A 21,764-nucleotide genomic window follows, 5' to 3' on the forward strand; every position below is an offset into this window, starting at 1 on the left:
ACCCTATCGGCTGGTCGCCCAGGCGGCGATTTCCGGCACTGTGACGAACGCCGGGTCGTCGCTGTCCACGCCGTGTTCGGCGGACTCTTCGACCCTCCAGAGCCAGTTCTGCACGGCCCGCACCAGCGTCCAGGCGCGTGCCTTCCCGGCGTCCAGCTCCTGGGAGGCGACGATCAGGTCCATCCGTTCGTCCAGTGTGGACTCGGTGAACCGGTTCCAGAACAACGGGATCACGCCGTACTCGAGGTCGCCGGACAGCGGCTTGGGGTCGATGACCAGCCACGGCTCGCGCTGCCCGGCGAGCACGTTCTGGAAGTGCAGGTCCTCGTTCACCAGCAGGTCGCCCGAGGACGGCCCCAGCTCGCGGCAGATCGCGACGGCGTCGTCGACGAGCCGCCGGTCGAACGGCTCGCCCAGCTCGGCCCAGTGCCGGGGGAGTTCCTCGACCAGCCCCGCGGCCTCGGCGCGGACGCTCCGGGTCAGCTCCGGCGGCGCGGGCACGGCCAGCCGCCGCGCCAGCCCGCCCAGGATCGGGACGGCTTCGCGCAGCGGGAGGTGATCGAGGGTGCGCCCGGCGTCGAGCCGCTCCAGCAGCAGGACGCCGTCGTCCGGCGCGGAGTCCAGCAGCAGCACCGCACCCCGGCCGGCCCATGTGGACAGTGCGACCGGCTCGTCGGTGGACTCGTCGTTGCGCCAGCCCAGTTTCAGCACCACCGGCGTGCCGTCGGCCCGGCGCGCGGGCTGGACGACGCCGACGTAGCCGTGCATCGCCTCGCCCTCGAACGTCAGGCCCCACTCGCGGGCGTACGCGGCGGCGAGGGCCGGCAGAGCGGCCAGCCAGGGGACAGCTTCGGGGCCGAGCACGCGGGGTGCGCGGGCGGCGAAGACCGGAGGCACGCGAAGGTCGTTCACGACCTCAGTCTGGCCGCCGCGTCCAGCGCGTTTCGCCCTGGTGGCCACGGGCGTACGCTGGGTTTTCAGGGGAAATCGCAACCCCGGGAGCAGCCATGGTGGTGGAGATCGTCAGCGCCGTCGTCGTACTGGGCGGAGCTTGGCTCGCGGCCGGCGTGCGCGTGGTCAAGCAGTACGAACGCGGGCTCGTCTTCCGGTTCGGCCGGGTGCGGTCCCGGGTGCAGGAGCCCGGCCTGAAACTGCTGGTCCCGTTCGTGGACCGGATGCAGAAGGTCAACATGCAGATCATCACGATGCCGGTCCCGGCGCAGGACGGCATCACCCGCGACAACGTCACCGTCCGGGTCGACGCCGTCGTCTACTTCAAGGTGATCGACCCGGTCGTCGCCGCGGTCAACGTGCAGGACTACCGCGCCGCCGTCGGCCAGGTCGCGCAGACGTCGCTGCGCTCGATCATCGGCAAGAGCGAGCTCGACGACCTGCTGTCGAACCGCGAGCACCTCAACGAGGGCCTGGAGCTGATGATCGACAGCCCGGCGCTCGACTGGGGCATCCACATCGACAAGGTCGAGATCAAGGACGTCGCGCTGCCGGAGGCGATGAAGCGCTCGATGTCCCGGCAGGCCGAGGCGGAGCGGGAACGCCGGGCGCGCGTCATCTCGGCCGACGGTGAGCTGCAGGCGTCGCACAAGCTCGCGCAGGCCGCGGCGACGATGGCCGACACGCCGTCGGCGATGCAGCTGCGGCTGCTGGAGACGGTGGTCCAGGTGTCGTCGGAGAAGAACTCGACGCTGATCCTGCCGTTCCCGGTGGAGCTGCTGCGCTTCCTCGACGCGCACACCCCGAAGCAGGCCGCGACACCCGCGGCCCCGCCGGCGCCCGTCGCGCCGGCGATTCCCGAGGCCGCGCCGGAACCCGATGCGATGGAAGCGAAACCGGAGGCGAACGGGCACGCGGCCCCCGCTCCGCGCACCCCCGGCGACGCGGCGCTGCCGACGTCCGACTAGCTGTCGAACTGGCCGTTCACGCCCAGGATGATGAACGTCGTGAAGAAGCCGACCCACAGCGCGACGACGACGTAGCCGATGATCACGGCGGCCGTGGCGACCCCGCGGCCGCCGCCTTCGCCGCGGTTGGTGCGGCTCAGCGCGATGTGGCCCATGATCAGCCCGGGCAGCGCGGTGATGCCGGAGCAGAAGCCGAGGATCGAGCAGACCAGCGCGCCGATGGCGAGCGCGTTGTCCTGGGTGCGCGGGGCGCCCGGGTACGGCTGGGCGTACGGCGCCGGCGGCGCGTAGGGCGCCGGCGGCGCGTAGGGCGCGCCGTACGCCGGCGGGTACGGCTGCGCGTACGTCTGGTAGCCCGGGGCCGCGTACGGCGTGCCGGGGATGTGCGCCGCGGGCGTCTCGAACGCCCCCGGCGGCAGGCTCCCGGCGGCCGGGTACGGCGGCGGCGGCGTGGCACCGGTGACCGTCGTGTCGGCGGCCGTGCCGCTCGCGACGGTGTGGTCCGCGGCGGTGCTGTCCGAAACCGTGCTGTCGGCGATGGTGCTGTCCGGGACCGTGCTGTCGAACGTCGGGTCCGCGGTCGCGGGCGGTTCGTAGGACCCCGGGTCGTACGACGACGACTCGGTGGTCGACGGCGGGTCGTACGACGTGGACGGGTGGTCCTTGTCGCCGGACGGGTCGGTCATCGCGGGCCCCCTCGGTGCGTGCAGGACCTCAACTTAGCCGGTCAGCGGAAGAGGCCGTTCGCGGCGCCGACCCCGAAGATGAGGATGAACCCCAGGATGTTGAGCGCGATCGCGGCGTAGCCGACGATGAACGCCGCCATCGCCAGGCCCTGGCCTTCCGCCTGACCGGCCTTGGCCTTGTTGTAGGCGATGTGGCCCATGATGATGCCCGCGACGCTGATCAGGAAGCACAGGAAGATGCCGGCGATCGAGCAGATCAGCGCGCCGACGGCGAGCCCGGGGCCTTCCTTCGGCTGCATCCCCATGCCGGGGTACTGCTGGCCGTAACCGGGCTGCGGGTAGCCGCCCGACGGGTACTGCTGGCCGTAACCCGGCTGCTGGTAGCCGCCCGACGGGGGCTGCTGGAAACCACCCGACGGCGGCTGCTGCTGGCCGTACGGGTCGTTCGGATCCTGCGGATAAGTCATGGTTCCTCCCCTTCCGGTCGCACTTTACGGTGCTGAGGGGGCCGGGCGTGAGCGCCCTCATAGCAGGGTCGCCCGTTTCGGGTCATACTCACCGGTAACCCAGCGCCGGGAGCGGCGTCGTAACCGGAAAGGGAGCCGTGATGGCCCGTCTCGCCCAGACCGCCGGCCTGTCCGACGTGCAGTCGGAGATCCTCGCGACCGTCCGCCAGTTCGTGGACAAGGAGGTCATCCCGCACGCGCAGGAGCTCGAGCACTCCGACACCTACCCGGCCGACATCGTCGAGGGCATGAAGGAGATGGGCCTGTTCGGGATCACCATCCCGGAGGAGTACGGCGGGCTCGGCGAGTCGCTGCTGACCTACGCGCTCGTCGTCGAGGAGATCGCGCGGGGCTGGATGAGCGTGTCCGGCGTGATCAACACGCACTTCATCGTGGCGCACATGATCACCCGCCACGGCACCGAGGCGCAGAAGCGGCACTTCCTGCCGCGGATGGCGACCGGCGAGGTCCGCGGCTCGTTCTCGATGTCCGAGCCGGACCTCGGCTCCGACGTCGCCGCCATCAAGACGCGCGCGAAGAAGACCGACGACGGCTACGTCGTCGACGGCGCCAAGATGTGGCTGACGAACGGCGGCTCGTCCAACCTGATCGCGCTGCTCGTCAAGACCGACGAGGGCGCCGAGAAGCCCCACCAGAACCTGACGGCGTTCCTCGTCGAGAAGCCCGAGGGCTTCGGCGAGGTGGCACCGGGGCTGACCATCCCCGGCAAGATCGACAAGATGGGCTACAAGGGCGTCGACACCACCGAAGCGGTGTTCGACGGCTACAAGATCGGCGCGGACATGGTGCTCGGCGAGGCGCCGGGCAAGGGCTTCGCGTACATGATGGACGGTGTCGAGGTCGGCCGCGTGAACGTCGCGGCGCGGGCGTGCGGCATCGCGATCCGCGCGTTCGAATTGGCGGTGGAGTACGCCCAGCAGCGCAAGACGTTCGGCAAGGCGATCGCCGAGCACCAGGCCGTGGCGTTCAAGCTGGCCGAGATGGCGACCAAGGTCGAGGCGGCCCACCTGATGATGGTGAACGCGGCTCGCCTGAAGGACTCTGGCGAGCGCAACGACGTCGAGGCGGGCATGGCCAAGCTGATCGCGTCGGAGTACTGCGCGGAGGTCACGCAGGACTCGTTCCGCATCCACGGCGGCTACGGCTACTCGAAGGAGTACGAGATCGAGCGGCTCATGCGCGAGGCCCCGTTCCTGCTGATCGGCGAGGGCACGAGCGAGATCCAGAAGACCATCATCAGCCGCGGCCTGCTGCGCGAATACAAGTCCCGTTCCTGAGACCGCCACTTTCGCTGGGAAAGATGCGTCCGAGGGGCCTTCGTACGTATCTTTCCTAGCGAAAGTGCGAAGCGACTTGTCGACATATCGGCGGCGTCCGGCCTTTCGGGGTAAGCGGCTCGCACGGTCCGGGTGTTCTTGACAAGATGGACGCCCAGGACCCACGACTGCGCAGGTGATGATGGTGAGTAGTCCCTTTGGCGGGGGCCGGGCGCCCGGCAACCTGCCGCGGCTGCCGACGCCGCCGACCGGCTGGCCGATCGGGTCGTACGCGACCTACGGCGAGGCCCAGCAGGCGGTCGACTTCCTCGCGGAGAACGAGTTCGCGGTCGGCGACGTCACCATCGTCGGCGTCGACCTGATGCTGGTCGAGCGGGTCATCGGGAAGCTTTCGTGGGGGCGGGTCCTCGCCACCGGCGCGGTGTCCGGCGCCTGGTTCGGCCTCTTCGCCGGCCTGCTGCTCGGGCTGTTCGTCAACCAGGGGTTCGCGCTGCAGCTGCTCACCGGCCTGGTGCTGGGCGTGCTGTCCGGGCTGGCGTTCGCCGCGATCGGGTACAGCATGTCGCGCGGGCGCCGGGACTTCTCGTCGGCGAGCCAGCTCGTCGCGGGCCGGTACGACGTCCTCTGCCAGCCGCGGTCGGCCGAGCGGGCGCGGGAACTGCTGGCGAAGCTCGCGCTCAAACCGCCGTCGTGAGGTTTACCGCCAATATCAGGCGATAATCACAGTTCGGCATGCACTGGCCTGAATCGTTACCGATACTGCTTGCGGGGTGTGATCGCCCGGCATAAGTTGTCCGACACCAGTCGGGCGGCCCCGCCCACCAGCGTGGCGGCCCGAGCACTAGCACGTCGGGGTGCTGGCGCGGTTTCGCCTCATCGCGTCGCGGTGCCCACCGGGCACCGCGGTAACCGGCGTGCACGCGGGTGAGGAGGCCTGATGGGGAAGAGGATCGGCGCGGGCAAACGGGGGCGATCGCCCGGCCGTACCACCGCCCTGCTGGGGGCAGGGGCATTGCTGACCGGTCTCGTGGCCGGCTGCGGCTCGGGCGGTGGCACGAAGATCAACGTCTACTACGCACCCGAGGACAGTTTCCAGAAGGTCGTGGACAACTGCAACAAGGCGGCGAACGGCCGCTACGAGATCGTCTACAACAAACTCCAGCGCGGCTCGGACGACCAGCGGCTCCAGATGGCGCGGCGGCTGGCGGCGGGCGACACCGCGATGGACGTACTGGGGCTCGACGTGACCTGGGTTTCGGAGTTCGCCGAAGCCGGCTGGGTCGATGAATGGAAGGACCAGAACAAGGCCGCGGCCTCCGAAGGCGTCCTGCAGGGACCGCTCGACACCGCGACCTACAACGGGAAGCTCTACGCGGCCCCGAAGAACACGAACATCCAGCTGCTCTGGTACGACGACCGGATCACCCCGACCCCGCCCAAGACGTGGGACGAGGCGATCCAGAAGTCGCAGGAGCTCAAGCAGCTGGGCAAGCCGTACAGCATCGTCTTCACCGGCGCGCAGTACGAAGGCCTCGTCGTCTTCTACAACACCCTGGTCGCGTCGATGGGCGGGCACATCCTGTCCGACGACGGCAAGTCCGTGGTGATGGACGACGGCGCCGTGAAAGCGCTCGCCCTGCTGAAGAAGATCACCGATTCGGGGATCACCGACGCGTCGCTGACCAACTCGAAGGAGGACGACGTCCGGCAGACGTTCCAGCGCGGTGACGCCGCGTTCGAGCTGAACTGGCCGTTCGTCTACGCCTCCTACGCGAAGGACAAGGCGTCGGACGTCTCGCACTTCAAGTGGGCCGTCTACCCGCAGGCCGAGGCCGGCACGCCGGCCAAGACCACGATCGGCGGGTACGACCTCGCTGTCAGTTCGCTGTCACAGCACAAGCCCGAGGCGTACGAAGCCGCGTTGTGCCTGCGGAGCCCGGAGAACCAGAAGTTCTCGGCGATCAACGACGGCGTCCCGCCGACCATCGAATCGGTGTACCACAACGACACGCCGCTCGACCCGTCGAAGCCGGCGGGCGACGACAACCCGAACATGGCGATCAAGTACCCGATGCGCGACTCGATCCTCGACGCACTGAAGGACGCCGCGGTCCGGCCGCTGACCCCGGCCTACCAGAACGCGTCGACGGTGATGTCGAAGATCCTTTCGCCACCGGCCGAAATCGATCCGCAGGCCACCGCGGACAAGCTGCGCCAGCAGCTCAGTGACGCGCTCCAGTCGAAGGGAGTGATCCCGTGACCGTTCAGGACTCCACCCCGGCCGACACCGCCGGGGCCACCGTCGCCGAAGGAGCGACGTCCCACAAGAAGGGCAAACCCGCCCTGTCCGAGGGCAAGAAGGCCGAGCGGAAGCTCGGGCTCTGGCTGTGCGCGCCCGCGTTCGTCGTGATGATCGCCGTCACCGGCTACCCGATCGTCTACTCGATCTGGCTGTCGCTGCAGCGGTACGACCTGCGGTTCCCGGCGCAGCAGCAGTTCGTCGGCTTCGACAACTACGGCGCCGTGCTGTCCAACTCGTACTGGTGGACGGCGTTCGGGACGACCATGCTCCTGACGGTCGTGTCCGTGGCGATCGAGTTCGTCCTCGGCATGGCACTGGCGCTGGTGATGCACCGGACGCTCGTCGGCCGCGGTCTCGTCCGGACGGTCGCCCTGATCCCGTACGGCATCGTCACGGTCGTCGCGGCGTTCTCGTGGTACTACGCGTGGACGCCGAAGACCGGCTACCTGGCGAACTGGCTCGCCTCGGACGGCGCGCCGCTCACCGAGCAGTGGCCGTCGCTGTTCATCATCATCGGCGCCGAGGTGTGGAAGACCACGCCGTTCATGGCGCTGCTGCTGATGGCGGGCCTGGCGCTGGTGCCAGACGACCTGCTCAAGGCCGCCGCGATGGACGGCGCGAACGGCTGGCAGCGGTTCACGAAGGTGATGCTGCCGGTGATGAAGCCGGCGATCCTGGTGGCGCTGCTGTTCCGCACGCTCGACGCGTTCCGGATCTTCGACAACATCTACGTCCTCACCGGCGGCGCGCAGGACACCGGGTCGGTGTCCATGCAGACCTACGACAACCTGGTCAAGGGGCTCAACCTCGGGATCGGGTCGACGATGGCGGTGCTGATCTTCATCACGGTGGCGATCATCGCGTTCATCTTCATCAAGGTGTTCGGCACGGCCGCACCGGGTTCGGATACTGGGGGTAAGCGCTGATGGTGATGGGAACCGTCACGACGGGCCGCAAGCTTCGCTGGGGGCTCGTCGACATCCTCGTGCTGGTGTTCGCGCTGGTGCCGGTGCTCTGGGTGGTCTCGCTCTCGTTCAAGACCAAGGACACGCTGACCGACGGGTACTTCATCCCGCAGTCGTGGACCTGGCAGAACTACGCGGACATCTTCCAGACGTCGGAATTCCTGCTGGCACTGGTCAACTCGATCGGCATCGCGATCATCTCCACGGTGATCGCCGTGGTGCTGGGCACGATGGCCGCCTACGCCATCGCCCGGCTGGAGTTCCCCGGCAAGCAACTGCTGGTCGGGCTCTCCCTGCTGATCGCGATGTTCCCGCAGGTGTCGCTGGTGACGCCGCTGTTCAACATCGAGCGGAACCTGGCGCTGTTCGACACGTGGCCGGGGCTGATCCTGCCCTACATCACGTTCGCGCTGCCGCTGTCGATCTACACGCTGTCGGCGTTCTTCCGGGAAATCCCGTGGGAGCTGGAAAAGGCGGCGAAGATGGACGGCGCGACGCCGGCCCAGGCGTTCCGGAAGGTGATCGCGCCGCTGGCCGCGCCGGGTGTGTTCACCACCGCGATCCTGGTGTTCATCTTCTGCTGGAACGACTTCCTGTTCGCCATCTCGCTGACGTCGACCACGGCGTCGCGCACGGTGCCGGCGGCGCTGTCGTTCTTCACCGGGTCCTCGCAGTTCGAGGACCCGACCGGGCAGGTGAGCGCGGCCGCGGTCGTGATCACCATCCCGATCATTGTGTTCGTGTTGTTCTTCCAGCGTCGCATCGTGGCGGGGCTGACCTCCGGTGCGGTGAAGGGGTAGTCATGGCAGAAATCGTCCTCGACAAGGTGTCGAAGAAGTACCCCGACGGCGCGCTCGCGGTGTCCGAAGTGGACATCACCATCGGCGACGGCGAGTTCCTCGTGCTGGTCGGTCCGTCCGGCTGCGGGAAGTCGACCATGCTGAACATGGTGGCGGGCCTGGAGGACATCTCCTCCGGCGAGCTGCGCATCGACGGCAAGCGCGTCAACGAGAAGGCTCCGAAGGACCGGGACATCGCGATGGTGTTCCAGTCCTACGCGTTGTACCCGCACATGAGCGTCCGCGAGAACATGGCCTTCCCGCTGCGGCTGGCCAAGGTGGACGACAAGACGGTGCGGGCGAAGGTGGAAGAAGCGGCGACGATCCTCGACCTGACCGCGCACCTGGACCGGAAGCCGGCCAACCTCTCCGGTGGCCAGCGCCAGCGCGTCGCGATGGGCCGGGCGATCGTCCGCAACCCCAAGGCGTTCCTGATGGACGAGCCACTGTCCAACCTGGACGCCAAGCTCCGCGGCCAGATGCGGACGTCGGTGTCGAAGATCCAGAAGCAGCTCGGCACGACGACGCTGTACGTCACGCACGACCAGACCGAGGCCATGACCCTTGGCGACCGGGTCGTGGTGCTGCGCGGCGGTTTCGTGCAGCAGATCGGTGCCCCGCAGTTCCTCTACGAAAACCCGGCGAACCTGTTCGTCGCGGGGTTCATCGGCTCGCCGTCGATGAACTTCGTGCCGGCCACGCTGGAGAACAACGAGCTGCGCACGCCGCTGGGCACCACCCCGCTGACGGACCGGATCCGGCAGCTGGTGGAGAAGGCGGACGCGCCGCGCGAGGTGCTCGTCGGCATCCGGCCGGAGCACTTCGAGGACGCGGCGCTGGTCGAAGCCGGCCAGAAGACGGGCGGTGGCACGTTCACCGCGCACGTCGACGTCCTCGAGTCGATGGGGTCGGAGAAGTTCGCCCACTTCACCGTCGAAGGGGAAACCGCCACGTCCGCGGAGCTCGCGGAACTGGCGGCGGACAGCGGCTCGGCCGACGTCCCGGGGTCGGCGTCGCAGATCGTGGCCCGGCTCTCGGCGGAATCGGCCGCCAAGGAGAACTCGGACCTGCAGGTCTGGTTCGACGCGGACAAGGTCAAGCTCTTCGACCCGGCCAACGGCAAGAACCTCACCTACGAGGACTGAACGGTAGTGCCGTGAAGGGCACCCTCAGGGACTCCAAGTCCCTGAGGGTGCCCTTCAGGGCGTTTCAGGCCTTCGGCAGCCGCGAGTAGATCGACGTCGCCGCGGTGCGGGCCAGTGCGCACGTGCCGTCGCCGGCCGTGCCCGCCGTCTCGACCACACTGATCTCCGCCAGCTCACGGCGTCCGGGCAGGCCCGGCGCCGGCTGGGTGCTGTCGACCAGGCAGAACGCGCCCGCGAGCCGGACCTGGGCCGCGCGGCCGCCGAGCGTCTCGACCGGGCCGTTCGTGCCCGCGGTGTCCACCGTGAGCTTGATGCCGACCTTGCCGCGGATGCAGCTGTGCCCGGCCAGCCCGATGGTCGGCTGGCTGCCGGCGCCGGCGGGGTCGTCGAGGTCGTGGCTGTCGAGCAGCGCGCAGGGCGCGACCCGGCCCCACGAGCGCTCGGGGAACGTCAGCCGCCCGACCTTGCCGGCGGTGACCGCGGCGAGCACCGAGCCGACGGTGGCGTCCGCGGTCTCGCAGCGGCCGGGCTGGTCGGCGGGACCGCTGTCGGTCACCGACACGTCCAGCCGGTTGCCGTCGGCGAAGATGATCGTGCGGGTGCAGGCGGTGTGGTCGTTGAACATCGACTGCTGCACCGAGACGCCGTCGGGCACCGGCCCCGCGTAGTCGTAGGGCTTGATGTTCGGGTCGGAGTCGAAGGCCAGCGGCCCGACGAGGATCGTGCGCCAGCCGAGGTCGGCCTGGCAACTCTCGAACGTCGGCACGGCGACGGCGCCGGCCGCGACCTTGGGCACGTCGAGCATGCTGCAGTAGTCGACGGTGCCGAAGTCGCCGAGCGCGGCGGACGCGGTCAGGGGCGTCGGCCCCGAGCCCTCGGCCGGGTCGGACGCGGCCTGCGTGGTGGCGCAGCCGGCCGAAAGCAGGGCGCAGAACATCGCGACGACCAAAGATTTCCAACGCGGGTACACGGGGTGCAAGTATCACCACATCCGGCCGAAAAGCCACCCCTGACGGGGACATCTCTCACTATTTTCCGCTGGGTGAGCGACAAACGCGCAGGTCCTCGGTTTTCCGCTGCGCGAGCTGCGGTTTCCGCAGTGCCTGAAGGACTTTCGCTTTCGCCGTCCCCTAAGGGAACGATCCTTCCCGCGAGTGATGCGGAACCGGGTGGCCGGGTGGTGAAGTGGGTATATCGGAAGTTCGAGGAAAGGGAAGACGATGAGCGCACCGGTCACCCGGCGACTGAGCCGCCCCCGCCACGGCCGCATGATCGCCGGCGTCTGCGCCGGTCTCGCGCAGCGGTACGGCATGAAGCCCAACACGGTCCGGTTGCTGGCGGTGCTGTCCTGCCTGCTGCCCGGACCCCAGTTCGTGGCCTACCTCATCCTGTGGGCGGTCATCCCGGCCGAGTGACGGGAGCGGGGAAGCCGAACCAGGCGGGAGCTACGACACCCGCCTGGTTTGTGGTGCCGGCGGTCCTCAGGGCCGCCAGGAGCACATCGCTTCGTCGATCTCCTGCTCGTCCAGTGGCGGGTGCGGCAGCTCCGTCGCCTTGCCAGGCTCCGCGCGCAGGCCGTCGAGCAGCATGCCCAGGCACCGGCGCCACAGTGACGGGTCCACCGCGCACGTGAACTCGACCACCGAGCCGACCATCATGTGCAGCAGGGGGATGTCGGTGGGGGCGAAGTCGGCGCGCAGGCCGCCCGCTGCCTTGGCCCGCTCGACGAGCTGTGTGATCAACGGCACCATGCGGGCTTTCGCGTCCGCGACGTGCTCGTGGCCGAACTTGTTGGACAGCATGATCTCGCGCAGCCCGCGGTCTGTGGAATGCAGCTCGGCCGCCTTCCACGTGAAGCTGACGAACGCTTCCCACGCGTCTTCGGCCTTCAGCGCGTCCGCCGCGAGGTCGCCGATTTCCTCCATGCGCTCGGCGAACATGGCTTCGACCAGGTGTTCCTTGCTGGGGAAGCGCCGGTAGACCGTGCCGACGCCGAGGCCGGCGTGGTGCGCGATGTCGTCGAGGGTGGCTTCCAGGCCGCGTCGGCCGAAGACCTCGCGGGCGGCCTGGAGGATGCGGCGGCGGTTCAATTCGGCGTCACGCCGCAGCGGCCGCGCCGGTGCGGCGGGACTCGCGTCCCGTGTCATGCGTCCCACTCTACCAATGAAGTAGAGGCACCTTCTCCGGTTCTTGTGTACGTTGGGCCACGTAAGGGGAGATACCTACTCCACATAGCTTCCTGATCACTTTCAGTGAGGACACCCATGACCGAGTCCACGCTCGTCGTCGCGCCGTCGGGGGACGCGCGCGCCGCCGAGAACCCCCACCACGCCAGACGGTGGCTGATCCTCGTGATGATCGGCCTGGCCCAGCTGATGGTCGTTCTCGACGCGACCGTCGTGAACATCGCGCTGCCTTCCGCCCAGCTCGACCTGGGCTTTTCCAACGACGCGCGGCAATGGGTCGTCACGGCGTACGCGCTCGCGTTCGGCAGCCTGCTGCTGCTCGGCGGGCGGCTCGCGGACCTCTTCGGCCGCAAGAACACCCTGCTCGTCGGCCTGGCCGGCTTCGCCGCGGTGTCCGCGTTCGGCGGCGCGGCGAGCAACATCGAGATGCTCCTGATCGCCCGTGCGGCACAGGGCGTGTTCGGCGCGCTGCTCGCGCCGGCCGCGCTTTCGCTGCTGACCACGACGTTCACCGACCCGAAGGAACGCGGTCGCGCGTTCGGCGTGTTCGGGGCCATCGGTGGTGGCGGCGCGGCCGTCGGCCTGCTGCTCGGCGGCGTGCTGACCGAGTACCTCGACTGGCGCTGGTGCATGTTCGTCAACATCATCTTCGCCGTCGTCGCCTTCGTCGGCAGCTCGATCCTGCTGCGCAACCAGCGTGACGCCGGCCCGCGCCCGAAGCTCGACCTGCCCGGCACGGTCACCGCGTCCGCGGGCCTCTTCGCGCTGGTCTTCGGCTTCGCGAACGCCGAGTCGGACTCGTGGTCGTCGGTCTCGGTGTGGGGCTTCCTCACGGCGGGTGTGGTGCTGCTGGGCGTGTTCGTGTGGCTGCAGCAGCGTGTCTCGCACCCGCTGCTGCCGCTGCGCGTGCTGCTCGACCGCAACCGCGGCGGCTCGTACCTGGCGATGTTCCTGCTCGCCATCGGCATGTTCGCGATCTTCTTGTTCCTGACGTTCTACGTGCAGCAGAACCTGAGGTTCACGCCGATCCAGAGCGGTGTCGGGTTCCTGCCGATGGTGGCGACGCTGATGCTGGCCGCCACCACCGCGACGGCCGTCCTGCTCCCGCGCTTCGGCCCGCGGCCGCTGGTGCCGACGGGCATGGCGATCGCGGCGGTCGGGCTGTTCTGGCTCAGCCGCATCGACCTCGAAAGCACGTACGCCAGCGGGGTCCTCGGCCCGCTGCTGGTGATGGGCTTCGGCATCGGCCTGGCGATGGCGCCGGCGATGAGCGTCGCGACGTTCGGCGTCGAGGCGCACGACGCCGGGGTCGCGTCGGCGGCGGTCAACACGATGCAGCAGGTCGGCGGCTCGATCGGCACGGCGCTGCTCAGCACCCTCGCGGGCAACGCGGCGTCGTCGTACCTCGCGGGCAAGGTGCCGACGCCGCAGCTGGTGGCCGAAGCCTCGATCGAGAGCTACACGACGGCGTTCACCTGGGCCGGCTTCATCTTCGCGGCCGGCGCGGTGCTCAGCGGCCTGCTGCTGCGCTCGGGCGCGCCGAAGGGTGAGGCGGCGCCGGGCGTCGTGCACATGTAGGTCCGCTTGAACCTTCCCGGCCCTCCGCGCACTAGCAGGGGTGAGAATGTGCGAAGGAGGGCCGGGTGGGGGCGTCGAGAGAGCTCGATTTCAGCGAGTACTTCGCCGCGCGGGTGCAGCGGTTCCGGCGGGTGGCGTTCGCGCTCTGCGGGGACTGGCACAGCGCCGAAGACCTCGTGCAAGCCATGTTCGTCCAGCTGTACCGGCGGTGGCGCCGGGTGCGCCCGGACACCGTCGACGCCTACGCGCGGCGCATCCTGCTCAACGCGTTCCTCGCCGGGCGCCGGAAAGCGGGTCTGCGCCAGCCGCCGCCGAACCCGTTTCACGTCACCGACGAGCGGGGCACCGGGTCGGTCTACTTCCTGGCGCTGCTCGACGACGCTTCCAGCGGCGGCGCTTCGTCGATGGTGCGGTGCGGCACCGCCGTTCCGAGCCAGGTGAGCTGCGAGGTCGAGCAGCTGAAGGAAGGCGGCCTGCGGAAGGTGACCGAGCGCGCGAACGGCGTGCTGACGTACCGCGCGTCGCTGACCGCGCCGGGGATGAACGTCGAGTTCTGGTCCAGCAACAGCGGTGTCCTGGAACAGAAGGGCGTCCCGCTGCCGGTCCAGCGGCCGGAACCGACGTTGAACGCCGTACAGGTCAGGGGGTTGGCGCTCACGCCGGGCCTCGGCTGAAGATCCACTTTGGACGGGGCACCCGATCGGGTGGTAGACACCGAACTGTTCGCATGGTGCGGTGGAAAACCCGATCGAGTGCGAAGGGGTGAAACCTTGCGGGAGCCTGAGGTGGCGCCGGATCTCGTCGACGCCGCCCGGCGCCTGGCCACCGCGATGGCGGGGGCCGGAGCCGCCGACCGGGAGGCGATGGCCGTCGGGTTCGCGCGGGAAGTCCTGGCTTCGCGGGGTGCCGAAGCGCGGTTTGCAGCGTTCTACGAACATTGCCCGTCCGGCGTCGTTCTTGTCGACCCGGAAGGTGTTGTCGGGGCGGCGAACCCGGCGTTCCTGCGGCTGGCGCACGCCGCCGGGGAAGCCGGGCTCGTCGGCACGCGCGCCGAAGACCTCGGGGCGACCATGCGGGACCGCTCGGCGCTGCGCGCGGCGCTGGAGTCCGGCGACCGGGTGCTGGACCGGCTCGCGATCCACTCCCGGCCCGAGGCTTCGCGCGTCGTCCGGCTGACGGTCAAGACGCTGCCCGGCGAGCGTGACCAGTACCCGATCCTGATGTTCGAGGACACGCACGAACTTCGGCAGCTGCAGGAGACCATCCAGCACCAGAGCCTGCACGACCCGCTGACCGGCCTGCCCAACAACGCGCACTTCCGCTCCAAGCTCGAAGGGATGCTCGCCGACCGCGGCCAGGGCCGGATCGCGTTGCTGTTGCTGGACATCGACGGCTTCAAGGTCGTCAACGACGGCCTCGGCACCGAGGTCGCCGACCAGGTGCTGCGCGGCGTCGCGGGAACGTTGCGCGAGGTTTTCGCGCCGGGTAAAGGTTTTGTCGCACGTCTCTTCGGCGACGGCTTCGCGGTGGCGCTGCGCGGCGACCTCGAGCCGGCGTCGGTGGTCAAGCTGGTCGAGCAGACGATCGCCGAGCTGGCCAAGCCCGTCTACGCGGACGGCGTCGGAGTCGGGGTGAGCGCGAGCGCGGGCATCGTCGTCGCGGAGGTGCCGGGGGCGGAGCACGGCGAGCTGATCCGTTCGGCGGAGGTGGCACTGCACCGGGCGAAAGAGCTCGGCAAGGCGCAGTGGGTGCTGTTCGACCCGGGATCGGGCCAGGCCGACCGCGACCGCTACCGGCTCGCGTCCGCCATCGCCGGGGCGCTGGAGCTCGGCGAGATCACGGTGGTCTACCAGCCGCACGTGGTGCTGCCGGACGCCCGGATCGTGACGTCGCTCAACGCGGCGCTGCTGTGGAACCACCCCACCCGCGGCCGGCTGCGCGCGGAGGAGTTCTACCCGCTCGCGGAGACGACCGGCATGACGGTCCCGCTGGGCAAGCACCTGCTGGCGAAGGCGCTGGAGACGAAGGCGAGCTGGGTGTCCAGGTTCGGCGACGGCTCCCCGATGGTGTGCCTGACGCTGCCCCGCCGGATGGCCATCGACGCCGACCTGGTCGGCATGGTCCGCGCGGAGCTGGACCGGGCGGGCCTGGAGCCGAGGCACCTGATGCTGTGCGCGGACGCGGAGTCCCTGATCGACGACCGCGGTGACCTGGTCGAGGCACTGGGCCACCTGGCGCGCCTCGGCGTGCTGTTCGTCCTGAACATCACGGGCCTGCCGGAGCTGGAACTGGTCCCGGCCCACGCGATCCCGGCCCCGGCGGTGATGCTGCGAGGCCCGATCGTCGACGTCCTGGCCGCGGACGACGCCCCGGCGTGGGCCCGGCGGAACGTGCGCCAGCTGGTGGAGCGCGCGGAGGAGATGGGCGTCAAGGTCGGCGCGTACGGAGTGGTCTCCCAGACGCAGGCGGAGCTGCTGTACGGGCTGGGGGTGGTGGTCGCCTCGGGCAGCTACCAGCCGGAGTACCAGACCAGCTCGGAGGCGGAGACCTGGGTGGGCCGCACCTTCCCGATGGGCTGAACGGCCTGGGAAGATACCGGAGTGCTGGAACTCTGGGGGACCTTGCCGGACGGCGACGTGGTCGCGTCCACAGTGGATGCTTCCGGCCGGATGATCGCGCTGTACGCCGACGGGACCCTGCTGGTGGACGGAACGCCGTCCGGCCGGGTGACCGATCCGGGGCAGTACCCGATGATCGACGCCGCAGGTGAAGGCTTCGTGCTGGTCGACCGCCGGTGCCAGGTCCGGCGCGGCCACGAGGCCCCGCGCAACGGCCGGATCCTCGACGCCGCCGGCCGCACCGTGACGGAGTTCCACGCCGGTGACGGGATCGAAGCGGTGGTCACGGGCCCGGGCGGGGACATCTGGATCAGCTACTTCGACCAGGCCTCGATCCTCGACGGCGGCGAACGCCGCAGCAACCCCGGCCTGATCCGGTGGACCTCTGCGGGGAAGCCGGCGTGGCGCGCGGAGCACGAACCAGGTCTCTACTGGATGGACTGCTACGTCCTCAACGTGGCGGAGCGGCGGACCTGGGCCGTGCCCTACACCGCGCTACCGCTGGTCGAAGTGGGTCTCGACGGGATCCGCTCGGTCCGGAAGTCACCGCTGCGGAGGCCACGCGGGGTGGCCGTCTCCGGCGCCGAGGCCGTGTTCCTCTCGATGGCCGGTGAGCCCGACGGCTTCTACTGGCACCTCGAACCCGCCCGCCTGACCGAGGACGAGGTCGTGCCGGGAGATCCGGTGCCACTCGCGCTGCCGGATGGGACCGGTCTCAGGAAGCCGCTGCGGTGGGTGTGCCGTAGTGACCGGATCTGGCTGCTCCAGGGCCACACCTGGTACGTCCTACGGCTCTAGCTAGCGCTTCGTCCGCAGCTGCTCGATGACCTCGTCGTCCCACCGGTGTGTGCGGATCAGCCGGTACCGCTCCGCCGCCACCCACATGTACGCCTCGGCGTCCGTGCGGTCGCCCACCATGCCCGCCTGGCGCAGCATGGCCACCACCGGGACGTACTCCTCCTCGAACCAGCGCTGGGCCACGCTCGCGCGGTCGCAGAACTTGCCCTCGTCCTGCATCAGCCGGAACCCCCACGCCTCCACGTGCTCGCCCAGCTTCGCGTAGTCCCACGGGTCCGACACGATCACCGACGCCCGCGCGTGGCCCGTCAGCGGGACGCGCTCCAGGAACAGCCTCCGGTAGTCCTTGACGATCAGGTCGCCGCGGTAGCGGATGCCGCTCGGGTCGAGCTTGGTGCGGACCACCGTCACCGATGCCTCTATTGTGGACAGTCCCTGCGCGTGGGCGACCGAGACCCGGTGGTGGCCGTCGATGATGAAGTGCAGCTCGCCGACCCGGTAGACCTCGATCGGCGGGATGTCCTCGCCGCGGCGGGCGGCCAGGGCCAGTCTTTCCCAGCGCTCGCGGACGCGGCCCGACGTCGGGCGGAAGCGGCGGTCGAAGTCGCGGCTGCGGTCGACCGTGCCGGCGATCGAGTCCAGCTTGATCACCCGCAGGCCGATCCGGCTCTCGCCGAGGTAGCCGAGCGCCTCCACCACCTCGTGGAACGGCAGCATGATGTTGACGTCGTCGGGCTCGCGGCGCAGCCACGTCGACAGCCGCGAAAGCACCTGCTGACGCCGGGCGCGGAGGAAGTCGCTTTCGGCGTCCGCGCGCGGGAATCCCGTTTCCTTCATGAGAACTCCATGATCCGGTGGCCCACCACGTTGCGGATCCGCGTGTCGCCGACGACCCGGTCGGGCACCGGCTCGCCGTGGGGGTGGATGTGACCGTGCAGCAACCACTTCGGGCGCAAGCGGTCGATCGTCTCGTGCAGGCAGGAAAACCCGCGGTGCGGCGGATCTTCGCGGTCGCCGAGGTCCAGCGGCGGCGAGTGCGTCAGCAGGACGTCGACGTCACGGCCGTCGCGCCGGCGCCGGCTTCGGGCGCGCCGCTCTAGCGCGCGGGACCGGCGCGCCTGCTGGCGTTGTGTCCACTGGTTCGGCCCGTCGTTGTAGCGGATCGAACCGCCGAGACCGGCGAACCGGATCCCGGCGACGTCGACGACCCGGCCGTCGGCGTTGACGCCGCCCGCCGGGCCCGGCCAGACCGTCGGGAAACCGTCCTTCATGGACAGTCCGCCGTACCGCGTGTAGCCGGTCAGGTCCGGGTCGTGGTTGCCGGGCACGAACACGCACGGCGCGTCCAGGGCGCTGGCCAGGAAGGCCAGGTAGTCGTAGGGGAGGTCGCCGGCGCCGATGACGAGGTCGACGGGGCGGCTGCGGACCGCGTCGGTCCACAACCGCTCGTCCACCTCGTCCGCGACCACCAGCGCTTTCGGCACGCCCCCAGGGTACGACGCCGAGCGCTACTTCATGCCGTGCGCGAACCCGGGGTCGGCGACGATGACGAAGGTGATGACGAAGATCCAGAGGAGGCTGAGCGCGAGCGCCCAGGCCTTGAGGTTGGACAGCATGCGAGGCATCACGAATTCTCCGATTCCGGCGTAAAGAAAAAGGGGACCTAGAGCCAGCCGTTCTTCCGGAATATTCGGTACAGCAACAGGCAGATCGCCAGGATCACGGTGATCACCAGCGGGTACCCGAACTTCCAGTGCAGTTCGGGCAGGTAGTCGAAGTTCATGCCGTAGATGCCGGCGATCATCGTCGGCACGGTGATGATCGCCGCCCACGACGTGATCTTGCGCATGTCGGTGTTCTGCTGCAGCGAGATCTTCGCGACCGTCGCGTCGACCAGGGTGGACAGCAGCTCGTCGAACGCCGCGACGCGCTCGGACACGGTCGTGAGGTGGTCGGCGACGTCGCGGAAGTAGGAGCGGACCTCGTCCGGCACCAGCCGCGTGTAGCCCTCGGCCAGCCGCTGGACCGGCGTCGCCAGCGGCATCACCGCCCGGCGCAGCTCCAGGACCTCCCGCTTCATCAGGTAGATCTGCTCGGCGCTGACCAGCGAGCGCGGCGCGAAGACCTGCGCCTCCATCACGTCGATGTCGTTCTCGATCCGGCCCGTGACGTCGAGGTAGTGGTCGACGACGTGGTCGGCGATCGCGTGCACGACCGCGGCCGGGCCGAGCTGCAGCCGCTCCGGGTCGTCGTCCAGCTCACGGCGCAGCCGGGCCAGCCCGGAGTGGTTGCCGTGCCGGACGGTGATCACGAAGTCGCGGCCGAGGAACACCATCAGCTCGCCGGTCTCGACGATCTCGTTGGCCGTCGTCGGCGACTCGTGCTCGACGTAGCGGACGGTCTTGACCACGAGGAACAGCGTGTCGTCGTAGCGCTCCAGCTTGGGCCGCTGGTGCGCTTCGAGCGCGTCCTCGACGGCCAGCTCGTGCAGCCCGAACGTCTCCGCGATGCCCTGGATCTGGTCGGCGTCGGGCTCGTGCAGCCCGATCCAGACGAACCCCTCGTGGCGCTTGCGGACCTCTTTGATCGCCTCGATGTGCGTCCAGCGGCCGGGTACGCGCTTGCCGCCGACGTACACCGCGCAGTCCACGACGTACGCGGACAGCGGCACCGGGATCGGCCGGACGGGGACGCCTTTGGCCCGGCTGTTGCCGCGGCCGCGAAGGCCGCCGAGCGAGGGAATGGCAGGCATGAGGTCTCCTGGGCGTCGTGCGTGGTCGTGCGAGGACGACTGACCAGGCGGAACGGGGTCCGCCCGGCAACACCAGCGCTCCCGAAGCCGCGGGAAGACCTACCAGGAGATGAGCCGGCCGGCCGGTGAGGTGGGAACGCTGGGACTACTAGGGAGCGGACTATCGCCACTACTCATCGGGGTTCCTCACCTCCTTCGGGCCAGGCACGGACGTGTGACGTGGAGAGTGGTGGGGCTCGCGTTGACGAGCGAACACCAATGGTTGAGGGTACTCCTCACTACGGATGCGTGTCGTACCAGGCTCACGCGGTGTTACGCGGACAGGAGAGACGAGTGCAGTTCGGGCGGTACTACGAGGAGTTCGAGGTCGGTGCGGTCTACAAGCACTGGCCGGGCAAAACGGTCACCGAGTACGACGATCACCTGTTCTGCCTGATCACGATGAACCACCACCCGCTGCACCTGGACGCGAACTACGCCGAAGAGACGACCGACTTCGGCAAGAACGTCGTCGTCGGGAACTACGTCTACTCGTTGCTGCTGGGCATGTCCGTGCCGGACGTCTCGGGCAAGGCGATCGCGAACCTCGAGGTCGAGTCCCTCAAGCACGTCAAGCCGACCTTCCACGGCGACACCATCTACGGCGAGACCGAGGTGCTGGACAAGACGCCGTCGAAGTCCAAGGACGACCGCGGCGTCGTCTACGTGGAGACCCGCGGCTACAAGCAGGACGGCCTGATCGTGTGCACCTTCCGGCGGAAGGTCATGGTGCCGAAGCGCTCCTACGGGGAAGCCCGTGGCGGCGAGCAGCCGGGCCGGCCGACCCCGCACGAATGAGGCTCCGATGACGATCGAACTGGACCGCGTCAAAACCACATTGCGCACGTTCGCGGAAGTCGAAGCGCGCGGCGTGTCCCCGTTGTACGACCACCTCGCGACGCAGGCGGCCGAGGACGACGACGTCGCGGGGCTGCTGACGGCCGCCCGCGACGGCGAAGCGCGCGCGACGCTGCTGATGGCGACCGCGCACCGGCTCGTCCAGGCCGACCCGATCCACCCGCTGTCGCGGTACTACCCGTCGCTGGGCGGCTTCGACGGCGTCGACTCCGAGACGTGGCCGCTGTTCCGGTCGTTCCTGCTGGAGCGGGCGGACAAGGCGCGGGCGTTCATCGCGTCGCGCTACACCCAGACGAATGAAGTGCGCCGCGCCGCGCTGCTGTACCCCGCGGTGGCCCGGGCGGCGAAGGAAGCGGGCGGGAAGGTCGCGCTGCTGGAGGTCGGCTGCAGCGCCGGCCTGCTGCTCGGCCTCGACCGCTTCGGCTACCGCTACCAGTGCGACGGCGGCGAGCAGCTGACGGCGGGCCCGGCCAAGGCCGCGGTCGGGCTGCACTGCGCGCTCGACCTGGCTCCGGGCGCGGTGGCGCCCAAGCTGCCGAAGAAGCTCGCGGTGGTGGCGCGGGCCGGGCTGGACCGGTCCCCGGTCGACCTCTCCGACGAGGACGAGCTGGCGTGGCTGGAGGCGTGCGTCTGGGCCGACCAGCCGGACCGCATCCGGCTGCTGCGCACGGCGGCGGCCGAGCAGGCCAAGCACCGCCCACCCCTGATCGAGGGCGACGGCGTAGACGACCTGGCCTCGGCGGCCGCGACGCTGCCTGCGGAGGCCCCGCTGGTGGTGCTGACGAGCCACGTCCTGGCGTACTTCACAGCCGAGCGCCGGGCGGCCTTCGTCGACGCCCTCGCCGCGCTGGCGGCCACCCGGCCGCTGTGGTGGGTGTCGGAGGAGTTCTACGGCGCCGCATTGGAGGGCGTCCTGCCCGGCCGGGCAGACCTCGCGGGTGCGGACGGCTTGGCGACGCTGGGCGTCGTCCGGTGGGCCGAGGGCAAGCCGGAGGCCCACGCGCTGGCCCGCACCGCACCCCACGGCCAGCGGATGACCTGGCTCCCGGCCTAGCCCGGCGACGGACGAGACCGGTCGGCTGCCGAGGATCGGGTACTGCCAGCGGCGGTGGCGCACGGGCTGCTGACGGTCGTCGAACGGGCTCGTGCGGCCGCCGGTCTCGTCGCGCGCGAGGTCGCGGGGCGAGCGCCTTCGGTCGCGTCGCTCGTCGCCGCCCGGTCAGCTCATGGCCGCGCCGGAAAGGTCCGCGCGAGTCCCTGCCCCCGGCGCGAGGT

22 protein-coding genes are annotated in these 21,764 nt (G+C 69.6%); 14 read left to right on the plus strand and 8 right to left on the minus strand.

Going from position 1 to position 21,764, the window contains the following annotated elements:
- Positions 1 to 3: 3 nt before the first annotated feature.
- Positions 4 to 912, minus strand: coding sequence for an aminoglycoside phosphotransferase family protein (locus tag OHS58_RS42845; RefSeq protein ID WP_328646088.1), 909 nt, complete (start codon positions 910 to 912; stop codon positions 4 to 6).
- 95 nt (positions 913 to 1,007) lie between these two features.
- On the opposite strand from OHS58_RS42845, the gene OHS58_RS42850 reads away from it, so the two are divergent.
- Entirely contained in the window at positions 1,008 to 1,919 is a 912-nt protein-coding gene (locus tag OHS58_RS42850; protein ID WP_328646089.1) for a slipin family protein, read from the plus strand.
- Here OHS58_RS42850 and OHS58_RS42855 read toward each other — a convergent pair.
- Together OHS58_RS42855 and OHS58_RS42860 are read right to left on the minus strand one after the other, a co-directional pair.
- Positions 1,916 to 2,605 (minus strand): DUF4190 domain-containing protein, encoded by a 690-nt coding sequence (locus tag OHS58_RS42855; protein ID WP_328646090.1) that lies wholly within the window; start codon positions 2,603 to 2,605, stop codon positions 1,916 to 1,918. The two genes, OHS58_RS42850 and OHS58_RS42855, sit on opposite strands and share 4 nt — an antisense overlap.
- A gap of 41 nt (positions 2,606 to 2,646) precedes the next feature.
- The gene (locus tag OHS58_RS42860) at positions 2,647 to 3,072 is read right to left on the minus strand and encodes a DUF4190 domain-containing protein (protein ID WP_326955851.1); all 426 of its coding nucleotides are present in this window, start codon (positions 3,070 to 3,072) and stop codon (positions 2,647 to 2,649) included.
- 140 nt (positions 3,073 to 3,212) lie between these two features.
- Here OHS58_RS42860 and OHS58_RS42865 point away from each other — a divergent pair, with 140 nt between their 5' ends.
- The 6 genes from OHS58_RS42865 (at position 3,213) to OHS58_RS42890 (ending at position 9,660) form a co-directional block, all read left to right on the plus strand.
- On the plus strand, positions 3,213 to 4,409 hold the full coding sequence (locus OHS58_RS42865) for an acyl-CoA dehydrogenase family protein (protein ID WP_247061045.1): 1,197 nt from the start codon (positions 3,213 to 3,215) through the stop codon (positions 4,407 to 4,409).
- 178 nt (positions 4,410 to 4,587) lie between these two features.
- On the plus strand, positions 4,588 to 5,103 hold the full coding sequence (locus OHS58_RS42870; protein WP_247063953.1) for a general stress protein: 516 nt from the start codon (positions 4,588 to 4,590) through the stop codon (positions 5,101 to 5,103).
- Positions 5,104 to 5,346: 243 nt separating this feature from the next.
- Positions 5,347 to 6,669, plus strand: a complete 1,323-nt coding sequence (locus tag OHS58_RS42875) for an ABC transporter substrate-binding protein (RefSeq protein WP_326946316.1) — start codon at positions 5,347 to 5,349, stop codon at positions 6,667 to 6,669.
- The gene (locus tag OHS58_RS42880) at positions 6,666 to 7,637 is read left to right on the plus strand and encodes a carbohydrate ABC transporter permease (RefSeq protein ID WP_305879371.1); all 972 of its coding nucleotides are present in this window, start codon (positions 6,666 to 6,668) and stop codon (positions 7,635 to 7,637) included. Before OHS58_RS42875 ends, OHS58_RS42880 begins: the two co-directional genes overlap by 4 nt.
- A complete protein-coding gene (locus OHS58_RS42885) occupies positions 7,637 to 8,476 on the plus strand; it encodes a carbohydrate ABC transporter permease (protein WP_247061047.1) in 840 nt (279 codons plus the stop codon). Before OHS58_RS42880 ends, OHS58_RS42885 begins: the two co-directional genes overlap by 1 nt.
- Positions 8,477 to 8,478: 2 nt before the next feature.
- Entirely contained in the window at positions 8,479 to 9,660 is a 1,182-nt protein-coding gene (locus tag OHS58_RS42890; protein ID WP_326946317.1) for an ABC transporter ATP-binding protein, read from the plus strand.
- Positions 9,661 to 9,724: 64 nt separating this feature from the next.
- On the opposite strand, the gene OHS58_RS42895 is transcribed toward OHS58_RS42890, so the two are convergent.
- Positions 9,725 to 10,630: a hypothetical protein gene (locus OHS58_RS42895; protein ID WP_328646091.1), complete on the minus strand. Its 906-nt coding sequence runs from the start codon at positions 10,628 to 10,630 to the stop codon at positions 9,725 to 9,727.
- A 250-nt stretch (positions 10,631 to 10,880) separates the two neighbouring features.
- Here OHS58_RS42895 and OHS58_RS42900 point away from each other — a divergent pair, with 250 nt between their 5' ends.
- Positions 10,881 to 11,075, plus strand: coding sequence for a PspC domain-containing protein (locus tag OHS58_RS42900; RefSeq protein ID WP_247061051.1), 195 nt, complete (start codon positions 10,881 to 10,883; stop codon positions 11,073 to 11,075).
- Positions 11,076 to 11,141: 66 nt separating this feature from the next.
- Here the strand turns inward: OHS58_RS42900 and OHS58_RS42905 are convergent, their stop codons facing one another.
- Positions 11,142 to 11,807 carry a TetR/AcrR family transcriptional regulator gene (locus OHS58_RS42905; protein ID WP_326955848.1) on the minus strand — a complete coding sequence of 222 codons (666 nt, stop codon included), beginning with the start codon at positions 11,805 to 11,807 and terminating at the stop codon, positions 11,142 to 11,144.
- Positions 11,808 to 11,924: 117 nt separating this feature from the next.
- Between OHS58_RS42905 and OHS58_RS42910 the strand changes: the two genes are divergently transcribed.
- From OHS58_RS42910 to OHS58_RS42925, 4 genes are all read left to right on the plus strand, one after another.
- Positions 11,925 to 13,424 carry an MFS transporter gene (locus OHS58_RS42910; RefSeq protein ID WP_326955847.1) on the plus strand — a complete coding sequence of 500 codons (1,500 nt, stop codon included), beginning with the start codon at positions 11,925 to 11,927 and terminating at the stop codon, positions 13,422 to 13,424.
- A 65-nt stretch (positions 13,425 to 13,489) separates the two neighbouring features.
- Positions 13,490 to 14,098, plus strand: a complete 609-nt coding sequence (locus tag OHS58_RS42915) for a sigma factor (protein WP_328646092.1) — start codon at positions 13,490 to 13,492, stop codon at positions 14,096 to 14,098.
- Between the two features lie 111 nt (positions 14,099 to 14,209).
- On the plus strand, positions 14,210 to 16,003 hold the full coding sequence (locus tag OHS58_RS42920; RefSeq protein WP_328646093.1) for a diguanylate cyclase domain-containing protein: 1,794 nt from the start codon (positions 14,210 to 14,212) through the stop codon (positions 16,001 to 16,003).
- A gap of 21 nt (positions 16,004 to 16,024) precedes the next feature.
- Positions 16,025 to 16,840 (plus strand): hypothetical protein, encoded by an 816-nt coding sequence (locus OHS58_RS42925; protein ID WP_328646094.1) that lies wholly within the window; start codon positions 16,025 to 16,027, stop codon positions 16,838 to 16,840.
- On the opposite strand, the gene OHS58_RS42930 is transcribed toward OHS58_RS42925, so the two are convergent.
- The 3 genes from OHS58_RS42930 to corA form a co-directional block, all read right to left on the minus strand.
- Positions 16,841 to 17,677 carry a chromosome partitioning protein ParB gene (locus tag OHS58_RS42930; protein ID WP_326946325.1) on the minus strand — a complete coding sequence of 279 codons (837 nt, stop codon included), beginning with the start codon at positions 17,675 to 17,677 and terminating at the stop codon, positions 16,841 to 16,843.
- Entirely contained in the window at positions 17,674 to 18,324 is a 651-nt protein-coding gene (locus OHS58_RS42935; RefSeq protein ID WP_328646095.1) for a metallophosphoesterase family protein, read from the minus strand. The genes OHS58_RS42930 and OHS58_RS42935 overlap by 4 nt, the downstream gene beginning before the upstream one ends.
- Before the next feature lie 179 nt (positions 18,325 to 18,503).
- Positions 18,504 to 19,592: a magnesium/cobalt transporter CorA gene (gene corA, locus OHS58_RS42940; RefSeq protein WP_326946327.1), complete on the minus strand. Its 1,089-nt coding sequence runs from the start codon at positions 19,590 to 19,592 to the stop codon at positions 18,504 to 18,506.
- Positions 19,593 to 19,925: 333 nt separating this feature from the next.
- On the opposite strand from corA, the gene OHS58_RS42945 reads away from it, so the two are divergent.
- Positions 19,926 to 20,429: a MaoC family dehydratase gene (locus OHS58_RS42945; protein ID WP_247061070.1), complete on the plus strand. Its 504-nt coding sequence runs from the start codon at positions 19,926 to 19,928 to the stop codon at positions 20,427 to 20,429.
- 7 nt (positions 20,430 to 20,436) lie between these two features.
- Complete coding sequence (locus OHS58_RS42950; RefSeq protein WP_328646096.1) at positions 20,437 to 21,543, plus strand: DUF2332 domain-containing protein; 1,107 nt, start codon at positions 20,437 to 20,439, stop codon at positions 21,541 to 21,543.
- Positions 21,544 to 21,764 lie beyond the last annotated feature (221 nt).

This window comes from Amycolatopsis sp. NBC_00348, from assembly GCF_036114655.1.
GTDB lineage: Bacteria > Actinomycetota > Actinomycetes > Mycobacteriales > Pseudonocardiaceae > Amycolatopsis.